The sequence below is a fragment of the Escherichia albertii genome (assembly GCF_028622335.1).
Lineage (GTDB): Bacteria > Pseudomonadota > Gammaproteobacteria > Enterobacterales > Enterobacteriaceae > Escherichia > Escherichia albertii.
In genome coordinates, this window is record NZ_CP117568.1 from 3,682,116 (window position 1) to 3,695,364 (window position 13,249).

Annotated in this window: 9 protein-coding genes; 2 read left to right on the plus strand and 7 right to left on the minus strand. The window is 51.5% G+C overall.

The features are described 5' to 3' along the window. Positions 1–121 precede the first annotated feature (121 nt). Positions 122–1,288, plus strand: coding sequence for a GmrSD restriction endonuclease domain-containing protein (locus PS053_RS17855; protein ID WP_256878709.1), 1,167 nt, complete (start codon positions 122–124; stop codon positions 1,286–1,288). A gap of 46 nt (positions 1,289–1,334) precedes the next feature. Here the strand turns inward: PS053_RS17855 and symE are convergent, their stop codons facing one another. The 4 genes from symE to hsdR all read right to left on the minus strand — a co-directional run bounded on the left by symE (position 1,335) and on the right by hsdR (position 8,527). Further along, entirely contained in the window at positions 1,335–1,676 is a 342-nt protein-coding gene (symE, locus tag PS053_RS17860; RefSeq protein ID WP_256878708.1) for an endoribonuclease SymE, read from the minus strand. A gap of 227 nt (positions 1,677–1,903) precedes the next feature. Beyond that, positions 1,904–3,259, minus strand: a complete 1,356-nt coding sequence (locus PS053_RS17865) for a restriction endonuclease subunit S (protein WP_256878707.1) — start codon at positions 3,257–3,259, stop codon at positions 1,904–1,906. Beyond that, positions 3,256–4,845 (minus strand): type I restriction-modification system methyltransferase, encoded by a 1,590-nt coding sequence (gene hsdM, locus PS053_RS17870; RefSeq protein ID WP_059250861.1) that lies wholly within the window; start codon positions 4,843–4,845, stop codon positions 3,256–3,258. Before hsdM ends, PS053_RS17865 begins: the two co-directional genes overlap by 4 nt. A 169-nt stretch (positions 4,846–5,014) precedes the next feature. Next, positions 5,015–8,527 (minus strand): type I restriction-modification system endonuclease, encoded by a 3,513-nt coding sequence (hsdR, locus tag PS053_RS17875; RefSeq protein WP_256878706.1) that lies wholly within the window; start codon positions 8,525–8,527, stop codon positions 5,015–5,017. A gap of 262 nt (positions 8,528–8,789) precedes the next feature. On the opposite strand from hsdR, the gene PS053_RS17880 reads away from it, so the two are divergent. Next, positions 8,790–9,524 carry a Fic family protein gene (locus PS053_RS17880; protein WP_059227954.1) on the plus strand — a complete coding sequence of 245 codons (735 nt, stop codon included), beginning with the start codon at positions 8,790–8,792 and terminating at the stop codon, positions 9,522–9,524. A 42-nt stretch (positions 9,525–9,566) separates the two neighbouring features. Here the strand turns inward: PS053_RS17880 and yjiA are convergent, their stop codons facing one another. The 3 genes from yjiA to btsT form a co-directional block, all read right to left on the minus strand. Further along, on the minus strand, positions 9,567–10,523 hold the full coding sequence (gene yjiA / locus PS053_RS17885; protein ID WP_002430330.1) for a GTPase: 957 nt from the start codon (positions 10,521–10,523) through the stop codon (positions 9,567–9,569). Between the two features lie 10 nt (positions 10,524–10,533). Beyond that, positions 10,534–10,737: a YbdD/YjiX family protein gene (locus PS053_RS17890; protein WP_000467859.1), complete on the minus strand. Its 204-nt coding sequence runs from the start codon at positions 10,735–10,737 to the stop codon at positions 10,534–10,536. Between the two features lie 119 nt (positions 10,738–10,856). Then, entirely contained in the window at positions 10,857–13,007 is a 2,151-nt protein-coding gene (gene btsT, locus PS053_RS17895) for a pyruvate/proton symporter BtsT (RefSeq protein ID WP_024164651.1), read from the minus strand. Between the last annotated feature and the right edge of the window lie 242 nt (positions 13,008–13,249).

Genomic DNA, 13,249 nt, shown 5'->3' on the forward strand with positions numbered 1-13,249 from the left:
CCCGCGGACAGATGAAGTCTATGAGGCATTTAAACTGCATGCCCGCAGCCAGAGTGTTGCCGAAAAAGGTGTGGATCGACTGGTTGAAGATATACACATCTACGCGGAGTATTACTGTGCAATGGCATTGGGCAAAGAAAGTGACAAACTGCTTGCCACGGCTTTTCAGGATTTGCGCGAGTTAAAAGTTGATGTGGCATATCCATTTTTACTGGTGCTTTATCATGACTATAAAAATAAAAAATTGTCTCACGAAAATTTCCTGAGCATAATTCGTTTAATTGAATCTTATGTTTTCCGCCGTGCAGTATGTGCGATTCCGACAAATTCTTTAAACAAGACGTTTGCCACTTTTTATAAGGTCATTAATAAAGAAAAATATCTGGAAAGCATTCAGGTACATTTTCTGAATCTGCCTTCATATCGTCGTTTCCCCAACGATGATGAGTTTAAACGAGAATTAAAAATTCGCGATCTCTATAATATCCGCAGTCGCAGCTACTGGTTACGACGACTGGAGAACGATAAGCGCAAGGAACGCGTGGACGATGAGTTTACGATTGAACACATCATGCCACAGAACGAAAATCTGTCGGCTAAATGGCGCGAGGAGCTGGGAAGTGACTGGCAACGTATTCATAAAGAACTATTGCATACGTTGGGGAATCTGACCTTAACGGGTTACAACTCTCGCTATAGCGACAGACCGTTCGCTGAAAAGCGCGACATGAAAGAGGGGTTTAAACATAGTCCGTTATATCTGAATGTTGGGCTGGGGCAATGTGAAAAATGGGATGAAGCCGCTATTCATGCCCGTGCCGATCGTCTGGCGGAGCTTGCGGTTCAGGTTTGGCAAGCGCCTGCTCTTCCTGAAGAGGTATTAGCTGTTTATCGGAGGCAGCCGGAGAACAAAAACAGTTACAGCCTGAGTGATTATCCTTTCCTTGCTGATGGTTCGTATAGCCGGGTGTTATTCGAGCATCTTCGCGATGAAGTTATGCGCCTGGATGCAGGGATCACACAGGAAGTTTTAAAGCTATATATTGCGTTCAAAGCTGAAACGAATTTTGTTGATGTTGTGCCGCAAAAAAGCCGACTGCGATTGTCGCTTAATATGCAGTTTCATGAACTGGTCGATCCGAAAGGTATTGCCAAAGATGTGACAAATGTTGGGCGCTGGGGCAATGGTGATGTGGAAATTGGTTTCAGCGACCTCGCACAACTACCTTACATTATGGGATTAATTCGTCAGGCATTTGAAAAACAGATGGAGAGCGTGTTGGTATAACGCGGCGAATAATACCCGGTAGCACTGGCGCTACCGGGTCAATGTATCAGGCGACTTTCTGTTTACCTGTAATTACCCCAATAAACTCCTGCACCTGCTTTTGTTTACGCGCCGACAGCTTGCACACCTGGCGCAGCGACTGCATCAGTTCGCTCTCTTCGGTGGCGGGTGGTTGGGTGGTGAGGACAATACAGCCTTCCATCACTTTGACATCTACCACCGTGCCGGTGGCAAAACCGGCGGCTTCCAGCCACTGACCTTTCAGGGTGATGGCGGGAATACGGCTGTAATCCGGGTAGCGACTCGCATAACTTACGGTTAATTTACGGTTATTTGCCGGGGAGACTTCTGCTTCGAACGGTTGTGCAATAGAATGCGTGTCAGTCATAACTGCTATTCTCCGATAATAGTGATTGTGATGAGCGGTGCGGGTGTGTTGGCGCACATCCGCACCGCGCTAAATACCTGGATATATCATCAGTAAATACAGGGAAAGTCCAGCTAAAAATAGAATAAAATGGGCAGTTTCTGGAATGATTTAAATATATTTATGTGAGTTATGATTGGCATGAAATAATAAAAAGCGCACCGGAAAGGTGCGCCAGAAAATAATGATCAGGATTTTTTACGCGAGGCTTTTTTACCCCCGCTGGCTGCGCGTTCAGCTTTGATTTTTTCCAGCAACGCGGCGGCGCTGTTTTCTCCGCTGATTAATTCCGGGTTTTCGGCCCGCCACTGGGCGGTAAGTTCACCACGGAACGCTTTTGCCAGGATGGATTGCGTCAGGCTACTGACGCGGGCCAGGGCGTTGTTGACCTGTTTTTCTATGGTGTCGGCGTAGGCGAAAAGCTGCTCGACGCGGCGGACGATTTCGTGTTGTTCAGGGATTGGAGGGAGTGGCAATTCCAATGATGCCAGTTCCTTGCTGTTTATGTTATTAACTCCAGATGTCGAACGTGCGATGTTTTCTATAATTTGTCTTAACTGGGGGCTTTGCACGCAATACGAAATATATTTTGGCACAGCTTTTTCTAAGCATAATCTTACTCGAATAAGATATCCTGCATATAAATACTGCGTATCATTTTCTGAAATTACGGCAACCTTGCCAACTAAATCGACGCTTCCATTGGAACGTATCAAAAGTAAATCGCCTTCCTTTAAAGTTAATGCTGATAATTCTTTAGAGTCGAAGTTGGCATATTTCAGATTGTTATTGATTATGTAACCAGGTCCAATGTTAGGAATGCGCAAAACTGGAGTGTGACCTTCAGATTCAGAACATTTCTTAGATGTTCCATATCTAATGTCTTCTGCAATGCTTCCTAGTGTAGTTAATATAGCTTTATTATTTTCATTATTAACGAGTTTTCCACTTACAGCAGCAGCCAATACCGCCTGACGAAAACGTTTCAGGATTTGTGGGATTTGCTCAAGACGTGCTTTGGTGCTCTCTACCTGCGCCAGCAGCGTATCGAGTTTTTCAGCGATGATTTTTTGTTCGGCAAGTGGAGGAATTGGTACTATAAGCGTGGATAATTTTTGAGCATTTACATTTTGTAATGCATTTCCAGCCGACATAGAGGCAAGCTGAACCCAATAGTTGCCGGACTCTAAAAAACGCTTCAAGTAAAGCTCTGAAATATTATCAAAAGGTTTGAATCTGATCAGGTACGAAGCAAAGACAGCATTATTCGGTGGGTTTTTTACTAAAAAACTAAAACCTACGGAACCAGCCCGGGATATAACAATATCTCGATCTTGAAGCTGATATTTAAGTATATCATCAGGATTTTGCAAACAATAAGGTACAGTGGACCAATCCACAGTACCTTTAGTAATATCTGTAGTTCTTAAAAATTTTACATTACCTGTAAAGCTCGACTTAGTTGTATAACCATATTGTGGTTTACTACATATTTCAGAAAGGTAGGTTTCAACCCACCCCTCCGGCAATTTCCCCACACTCATTCCTTCACCCCACCAAACGCTTCTTCCAGCAACTGACGCTGTGCATCCGCCTCATCACTCGCCCCCAGTTCACGCATCAGCGCATCCAGTTCACCCAGCGCCTGTACCAGTTCACCCATCGCTTCTGCCGTTAAAACATCCGGCTCCGGCAGGTTGTCGGCATCAATGCTGTCTTTATCTTTCAGCCAGGAGATATCCAGCGAATCGGATTTCGCGGTGCGGATCCACTCACGGCTGAACTTGCGCCAGCGGCTGGTAGCAAGATGCTGATCGGTGTTTTTGTTCTCTTCGCTGTCGGCAACTTCCGTCTCTTCGGCGTTAAAACTCCATTCACCTTCAGTGCGCGGGCTTAAACCGTGCGGGTCTTCGCCAAACACGCGTTCAAACGGCTGCAGATGTTCGTCGGTAAACGGCGTGCGCTTGCCGAAGTTCGGCATATTGGTACGCAGGTCATACACCCACACGTCATCGGTGCAGTTCTTATCTTGATGCGGGTTCGCCACCGTCCCTTTGGTAAAGAACAGCACGTTGGTTTTCACACCCTGAGCGTAAAAAATACCGGTCGGCAGACGCAGAATGGTGTGCAGATGACACTTATCCATCAGGTCACGACGGATGTCGGTGCCTTTGCCGCCTTCAAACAGCACGTTATCCGGCACCACCACCGCCGCACGACCGCCGGGGTGCAGCGTTTCGATAATATGCTGCATAAAGCACAACTGTTTGTTGCTGGTCGGGTGAACAAAGGTGCGGGTAATGTTGGTGCCTGCGGCGCTGCCAAACGGCGGGTTAGTGGCGACAATATGCGCCTTCGGCAGGTTTTCGCCGTCGCTACCCAGGGTGTTGCCCAGACGGATTGCGCCGCCGTGGTCGAGGTTGCCTTCAATATCGTGCAGCAGGCAGTTCATCAGCGCCAGACGACGGGTGCCGGGCACCAGTTCGAGGCCGATAAACGCGCGGTGGATCTGGAAATCCTGCGTGTCGCCATCAAGGTCGTCCAGATCATTGGTTTGCGACTTAACGTAGCGGTCGGCTTCAATCAAAAAGCCCGCCGTACCTGCTGCCGGGTCCTGTACCACTTCACGCGGCTGCGGTTTCAGCAGATGAATAATGGTTTTAATCAGCGGACGCGGGGTGAAGTACTGGCCTGCGCCAGACTTGGTTTCATTCGCGTTCTTCTGCAACAACCCTTCGTACATATCGCCGAAGTCATCGCGCGACTTACCGTGCGCACCGTTGTACCAGTCCAGTGAATCCATATTGCTGACCAGTTCGGTCAACTGTTTCGGCTGGGTAATGGTGGTGTTGACGTTCTGGAACACCGCCTGCACCAGCTTTTGATTGTCGGCGCCCAGATGTACCAGCAGGTTACGGTAAAACTGCAATTGATCCTGGCCGATGCGGGATTTCAGGTCATCCCAGCGGTAGCCTTCCGGCAGGTACTCCGCTTCCTGCCCGGTCTCTTTACACATTTTCAAAAACAGCAGCGAGGCGAGTTCATTGACGTAGTTTTGATAGGAAACGCCGCCATCGCGCAGGTTGTCGCACAGCTTCCACAGCTTCGCGACCAGATCATTATTGTTCATTGTGAGTTCCGTAAATTAAGCAGCGGCCCGCATTGTTTGGGGCCACAGAAGAAGAAATTGCCGAGGGTAATATACACAAAATCATTCAGGTTGCATCAAGGCGGCAAGTGACCGGGGTGAACGAGCGCAGCCAACGCAGAGGCAACCTGAAGGATGAAGTGTATACGTGTCAGGCCAGCTCGTCCCAGATGTAATCGCTGAATTTGCCCAGCAGGGTATCGAGATTATCGTCAAAGGTTCTTTGCAGCATCGCCTTCCCGCCGCGACGGTGGAAGTTGCCGGTTTTGAAGACATCGTCGTCGAGCACCACTTTCTCTTTCAGCGCCTGCGCTAAACGATCGAGCCAGCTTAATTGCTCGCTGCTCCAGTCGTTTTCGCCCTTAATGCGCGTCAGCGCGTGATCGACACGTTCCTCAAACGGTTTCAGCGCATCGCCTACCGCAGCACGGCGAATATGACCAATCAGCCGGGCGGCAATATCTTCATTACGCGTCTCTTTCCACGCTTTGCGCAGGGAAGATTCCTCAAAGTGCTGGCGGTCAAACCACTCCTGGAGCTCGACCAGCCCTTTACGGGTGAGATCGCGCGGGCGATTGATCACCGCCTGCAATGCCGGTTGTGCGTTCGGGGAACGTTGCACCAGCGAGTCAAAGGCTTCGAGGAAATCCTGCGGCGTGTCGTAATCACCGTACAGCGATTTAACGCTCACCACTTCATCGTCGATATCGAGGAAGATCGGCACATCATTCAGGTTGTTGATGTCGGTTTTCAGCTTTTCCAGACGGGCGATAAAGCCAGGCAGTTTGTTAAAGACTTCGGCGCTCCAGTGCGGCCCTTTTTCCCGCAGGCGCGAGGCGAAGCCGTTAAAGTTCACGCCCGCCGCGTCCTGGCATAGCTCATCCAGACGACGCACCTGTTTATCTATCGTTTCGCTGCGGTCACGGTTAAACGTGGCCAGGCCGATGATGCGCTGGAGCTTCGCCACCAGTTGTTCATGGCTGTGCTCGGCAAAACTGCGGCCATCCGCTTCGGTGATTTTATAGGTTTCTGAATCGGTAATTTCGTTGACCAGCGTTTGCAGTTCCACTTTCGGGCGCACCACCACCGGACGCATGGTGTCGACGCTCTCCAGCGTGCTGTAGATATCGACGCAGTCGAAAATCTTAAAGCTGGTTTTATTCACCTCCGGGCATAAGCGCGTGGCGCGACCTTTCATTTGCTCGTACAGAATGCGGCTGCGTACTTTACGCAGGAACACGATGTTACAGATCGACGGAATATCGACGCCGGTGGTCAGCAGGTCGACGGTCACCACGATATTAGGCAGCCGCTCTTTATTGAAACGGGTGATCATGGTCTGCACTTTGCGCGCGTCTTTATCGGCATCACCGGTGATCTTGATGATCGCGTCGTGCTCCAGTTGCGGATACTTTTTCTTGAACGCGGTACGCAGCTCTTCCACCACCATATCGGCATGGGCATTGGTGACGCAGAAGACCAGCGTTTTTTGCGAGCCGGTCGGGTCAAGGTAATTGGTGAGTTCGTTACAGACGGCGCGGTTAAACGCCGGGATCACCAGACCACGGTTAAAGTCGGCGACCTCAAAATCCTGATCGTCTTCCAGGGTGTCGTTGATCACTTCTCCCTGCGGGCTGATGCGCTCTACCTGCTCGCCTTTGGCGAGGTAAACACCTTCCTGGGCGTTGCGGGTGGTGATTTGGATCGGCGGGTCCTGGTCGATCAAAAAACCGTCAATAACCGCGGTACGGTAGGTGTAACGGTAAACCGGCTCGCCGAAAATCTGCACCGTATGCAGCGCCGGGGTAGCGGTGAGAGCGATTTTTACCGCATCGAAGTGATCGAGAATGCGACGATAGGCAGAAACGTAATCCAGTTGGCTGCGGAACTGCAGTTCGCCTTCGGTCTGCTCTTTATCGAGAATATAGCCGCGATGCGCTTCATCGACGACGATACAGTCGTAACGGGCCACCGGCATCGGTTCATCTGATTGTAGGGTGCGTTTCACCAGCGACTGTACGGTGGCAACGTGAATTTTGGTGCTGTCTTCCGGGAATTTATCCGTCAGCCCTTTAATGTCGAAAATGCTGTTGAAGGTGTCGCCGTTAATACGCGTATCTTCAAACGCCCCCAGCGCCTGCTCGCCAAGAGAACGGCGATCGACAAGGAAGAGAATGCGTTTAAAACGCTGGGACTGGATCAGGCGGAACATCATGGCGATTGCCGTACGGGTTTTACCTGTACCGGTCGCCATCGCCAGCAGGATCTCTTGTTGCCCCTTGACGATTGCTTTTTCAACCGCGCGGACGGCATCTTCCTGGTAATAACGCAGGCCCAGCTCGCTCATGCCAGGGTTATCGGCAAACCACTGATTCTGTTTTTGCGGTTCACTGCCGAGCATTTCCAGCAGCTCTTCCGGGCGATGCCACTCAGGTAAGGCTTTCGACATATTGCGGGTATCACGCACGTCGCGATACCAGATGCCGCTTTTAGTCTTCATCGCTGCGCGGTATTCGCGCCCGTTGGTCGAGTAGCAGAAGGGGATTTTAAACCGTTGTTGGCCGCAGGTGTCCTGCCAGCTGGTTTCATACTCCGGCACCGCTTCATGCACTTCATCCGGTGAGTAATGCTCAAGCAAGGTTTCCCGCAGGAAGCCATTATCGAAGCATTTACTGTAGCGATACGACTCATTGAGCTTTGCGGGAACGTCGATATTTTTACGTTTCGCCTCTACCACCGCGATGGGCTTGAGGCCGACAAACAGCACATAATCCGCAAAGCCCTGATTACCCGTTTCATCTTTCCCGGTCGGCCATTCGGCAATGGCTTTATTGACGCCGGGTTCTGGGCGTGCGCCTTTGGAGAAGCGCAGGGTTTTGCTATCGGCCTGCCAGCCTGCTTTACGCAGTTGCGCGTCAATCAGGAAGCGACTCTCTTCTTCGCTAAGGTTGAGTGTGCGCTTGATGGCCTGATCGGTAATTTCTTTGTGGTAAGCCTTACGTTCCTGTTCGGTCTGTTTTGCCAGTTCCGCGTTCTTCTCGGCGAGCTGCGCTTCCAGTGCAGCAAGGCGAGCCTGGGTTTGCGCTTCGGTTTCCTGCTGTTTGCCTTCCAGAATGGCAATATAGCCGTTCAGGGCAACCAGCTTCTGCTGTTGCGCTTCGACTTCTGCCTGAGTCTGCGCTTTTTCTCGCGCCTGCTGTTCAAGCTGTTGTTTTAGCGTCAGCACTTCCTGGTGATAGAGGTTTTCACCACGTTCCGGCAACACAAACACCGGCACCGGGAAGTCATAATCTTTGGTGACCAGACGGTAGTACCAGACAGCCAGACGGAAGCCGAGCCGCAGGCACATCTGGGCATCGTCGAGATCGTTATGATATTCGTGTACCGCCTGGTTACCAATGCGGCGTAATTTGTGGAATACAGAGAGAATGTTGTCATCAACGAAGGCGATTTTGCCAAGTTCGCGCAGGAGAACGTGTTGATTCTCACAAGGGGGGATATTGAGTAACAGACCAAGATGTTTCGCTGTGGCTTCGCCAAACATACGCATTTTAATCAGCGTCGTGTTGGGATCATCCGGGTAGTTATTTTCCGCCGCACAGGCGATGGCATAAGTGAAGTCGTTGACGCCCTTCAGGAATTCGAAGTTGGATTTATTCATCATTGTTATTAATCCATTGCTGTGTGGGCCTGTCCAAATATTTAAGGCCCATAACGCCCTATCTTAGCTTTCTGTACCTTTCCGGGCAATGACCGGAGTCACAGCAACTGACTCATTTCTAACGTGTTCGTCTATTTTTGTAGTGCTATAGTAGTCGCAATAACGACTCGTTTTTCTGGCCGGTGTTTCTTTACGTTTTTTGAAGGTGCTGAAGCTGGATTATTTTGAGTAAAAAATAGTGAACCATGCAATCAAGGATCCTCTAATGACAACCAAACTACTGGACCTGAGCTGGAATGCAAATGCCATCCCGGCGATGCAAATTGTCGGTACGCGCGCGGCATTGTTTACCTTCAAAACGCATATGGCGGGTTTTGTCTGGGATGCCGCGCAACTGGAAAATAACCCTTATACCTTTGTTGAAGTTAAAACGCTGCTCGATGGCGTCACCGTTGGCGGGCACAAGGTCAGTGATACTGAGCAGGTGCTAAACCTGGCGGACAGTGCGAAAAAGTTGATCGAGCTTGTGCAGTCAGGCCGTTTTGATCTCGATAAAAAAACGTTCACGTTATTGTACGGCATTATTGCCCGCAACGAGGCGCTGGAGTGGGGCATTTTTCGCGGCGAAGGTGAAGAGTTGCATTACAATGCGCGCGTTTATCTCGGCGAGTTGGGCACCCATTTCCCTCCTGCTACCGAAGCGGGTGCACCAGAGCTGAACCGTATTTTTGCGCAGGGTGTCGCGCATATTAAAATGCTTCCCCCGTTTGAAGGCGCGCTGGCGATGTTCCTTTTCGGTGCCTACTATCAGTTTTTCTTCGACGGTAACAAGCGCACCAGCCGCCATATGATGAATGGCTGGTTAATGATGCATGGCTATAATCCAATCAGTATTCCAGCAGCGAAGGCACTGGAATTTAACAGCAAAATGGTACGCTTTTATCACAGCAAAGACGCGACGGAGATGATGGCGTTTTTGGTGGCGTGCTATCAGCTCTGAGTAGACGCCGGATGCGGCTGCGCCTTATCCGGCCCATAAAACCTACTTCCTCAACCCCGCAAACGCTGCCCTTATCTCATCCTCCGGCAGTTGAATCCCGATAAACACCATCGTGCTATGCGGTTTTTCATCGCCCCACGGGCGGTCCCAGTCGGCGCTGTAGAGGCGCTGGACGCCCTGGAACAGCAGGCGGTTAGGTTCGCCGTCAATCCACAGCATCCCTTTGTAACGCAGCAGTTTATCTGCTGATTCCAGCAGCAGGTTTTCCATCACCCGGGAAACTTCACTGATATCTACCGGGTAATCCAGTTCCACCACAATCGACGAAATATCGTTTTGTTTATCCGCGATAAAGTGGAAACGCGGTTTGGCGCTGACGACGTTCTCTTCCAGCATAAAACCGTTGGTGTTGAACAGCAGGCCCAGATCGATGTCGCCGTGGGTAACGGTGTAGATCGGGGCACGGGCGTTGATGCGCGCCAGGCGTTCACGCAGTTTTTCTGCTTCGCCTGCGACGTCGGTTTTAGTCAGCAGAATACGATCGGCGTAGCCAACCTGTGACTGGGCGATGGTGAACTGGTTCATCTGCTCATCGGCATGTACTGCATCGACCAGTGCAATCACGCCGTCCAGCAGGTAACGCTGGCATAAAATCTCATGGGAGAAAAAAGTCTGAATAATCGGGCCGGGATCGGCCATGCCCGTACATTCGATCACCAGACGATCGAACTGAATATTGCCCTTGTCGAGATTATCCAGCAGGTCGAGTAGCGCGTCCTCCAGCTCGTTGGAGCGCGAACAGCAGATGCAGCCGTTGGTCAGCGTTTTGATTTGCGTGGCGCGGTCGCCAATTAATTGATCGTCAACGGAGACTTCGCCAAATTCGTTTTCAATTACGGCAATCTTGTAGCCGTGCTGTTCGTTAAGAATATGGCGCAGCAGGGTGGTTTTGCCCGCGCCTAAAAAACCGGTGAGTAGGGTAACTGCAATCGGGTTCATGCTCTCTCCATTAACAACAGCGCATACCGCCTTTACCATCGCCGCCGTAGCGCGCGTTCTGGCGCTCGCGGAAGAATTCTTCATAGCTCATGTACGGCTTGTCGGGATGGTTGGTCTTCATATGCTCGACGTAGTTGTCGTAGTCTGGAATGCCAATCAACATCTTCGCCGCCTGGCCGAGATATTTTTTTGCCTGTCCTAAGTTACCAAACATTTTGCCTTCCAGATATGCGTAAAGCCCGGAAGGTCTCCGGGCCGGGGATTTGCCGGATGCGGCGTAAACGCTTTATCCGGCCTACGATAGACATTTTGTAAGCCGGATAAGGCAACCGATTAGTGGTGCGAAGAGATCTTCACGCCGCCTTCCGGGATTGGAACGTACGGAGTTTCTTTGTCAGTACGTTTGTCGCTGTTACGCACCGCAAGCCAGGTTTTGAAACCGTAGAAGATGATGCTGTACACCACAATCAGGAACAGAATACTCAGGCCCGCGTTGGTGTAGTTGTTCACAACGATGTGGTTCATGTTGGCAATCTGTTGCGCCGTCAAGTCAGTACCGTTAGCAATCTTCTCTTTGTACTGGCTTGCCATGTAGAAGAAGCCTTCCATCTGCGGGTTGCTGCTGAACAGTTTCAGGCCCAGCGCCCAGGTGGTGCAGATAAGCAGCCATACAGCCGGAACAACAGTTACCCAGATGTATTGGGTGCGCTTCATCTTAATCAGCACAACGGTGCCCAGTACCAGCGCCACGGCTGCCAGCATCTGGTTGGAGATACCGAACAGCGGCCACAGGCTCTTAACGCCGCCTAGCGGGTCAACCACGCCCTGATACAGCAGATAGCCCCACAGACCGACACAGCCCGCAGTACCGATGATACCGGCAACCAGAGAGTCGGTTTTTTTCAGGAACGGCACGAAGTTACCCAACAGGTCTTGCAGCATAAAGCGGCCAGAACGGGTACCGGCATCCAGCGCGGTCAGAATGAACAGGGCTTCGAACAGAATACCGAAGTGATACCAGAAGCCCATGTCAGCCATCGGCAGCACTTTGTGGAACACGTGCGCGATACCTACCGCCAGCGTCGGCGCACCACCTGCACGGTTCAGGACAGAAGGCTCACCAATGTCTTTTGCGGTTTGCAGGATCTGCTCTGGCGAAATCACGAAGCCCCAGGAGCTGACAGTCGCTGCCGCGTGTGCGGTAACGTCTTTCAGCTGCGCCATGATGATCGGCGCGTTCTCGCCACCCATTTCATGCAGGTTAGGCATGGTGATGCCAAGGCCCGCAGGCGGGGTGTTCATCGCGAAGTAAAGACCCGGTTCGATGATGGACGCAGCAACCAGCGCCATAATCGCCACGAAGGACTCCATCAGCATTGCGCCGTAGCCAATGAAACGCGCGTCGGTTTCGTTAGCCAGCAGTTTCGGCGTCGTACCGGAAGAGATCAGCGCGTGGAAGCCAGACACCGCACCACAGGCGATGGTGATGAACAGGAACGGGAACAGAGCGCCTTTCCACAGCGGGCCAGTACCGTCAATGTACTGGGTCATCGCAGGCATTTTCAGTTCCGGGTTCAGCACCACGATACCCAGCGCCAGACCGACGATAACGCCGATTTTCAGGAAGGTTGCCAGATAGTCGCGCGGGGCAAGGATCAGCCACACCGGCAGCAGTGCGGAAATAAACGCATAGCCAATCAGCGCGAAGGTAATGGTGGTGTCTTTAAAGGTCAGTGCCGGACCCCAGTACGGATCGTGAGCAATCACGCCACCGAAGTAGATAGAGGCAACCAGCAGCACGATACCAATGACAGAGACTTCACCCACACGCCCCGGACGGATAAAGCGCATGTAGATACCCATAAACAGCGCAATCGGTACGGTTGAGCAAACGGTGAAGACACCCCACGGACTTTCGGCCAGGGCTTTAACCACAATCAGCGCCAGGACGGCGAGGATGATGATCATGATTAAGAAACAGCCAAACAGCGCGATAGTCCCCGGTACTGGCCCCATCTCTTCTTTGATCATCTCACCGAGAGATGCGCCGTTACGGCGAGAGGAGATAAACAGCACCATAAAGTCCTGTACCGCACCGGCCAGCACGACCCCCGCCAGCAGCCACAGCGTACCAGGCAGGTAGCCCATCTGCGCGGCGAGAACCGGACCGACCAGCGGACCCGCGCCGGCGATAGCGGCGAAGTGGTGACCAAACAACACGTAACGGTTGGTTGGCACATAGTTCAGACCGTCGTTGTTAATAACCGCAGGCGTCGAGCGCGTGGGGTCGAGTTTCATCACCTTCTGGGCGATGTACAGACTGTAGTAGCGATAAGCCACCAGATACACCGACACAGAGGCGACCACAATCCACAGGGCGCTGACATGCTCCCCCCGACGTAATGCAACTACCGCGAGGCAGAATGCACCGATGATTCCAAGAATCACCCAGGGTATGTGCTTGAATATCTTTTTAGTATCCATAGTAAAACCTGGCATTTTACTCGTCGTCTTTTGGCTTACAGGTGCGGCAGCTGCGTTCGTTCACCCCTGTCACTTACTGTTGTAAGCTCCCGGGGATTCACTCACTTGCTGCCTTCCTGCAAACCAAAATCCATAGAGTAGTTTGTTAATCATAGGCCGAAGCCGTTCTAGGTTTGCGTTGCGTTTGAGGAGGTAAATTGACCGCTATCCTGAAGTGATGTTGCCAGAGTTACGCGCGCGTA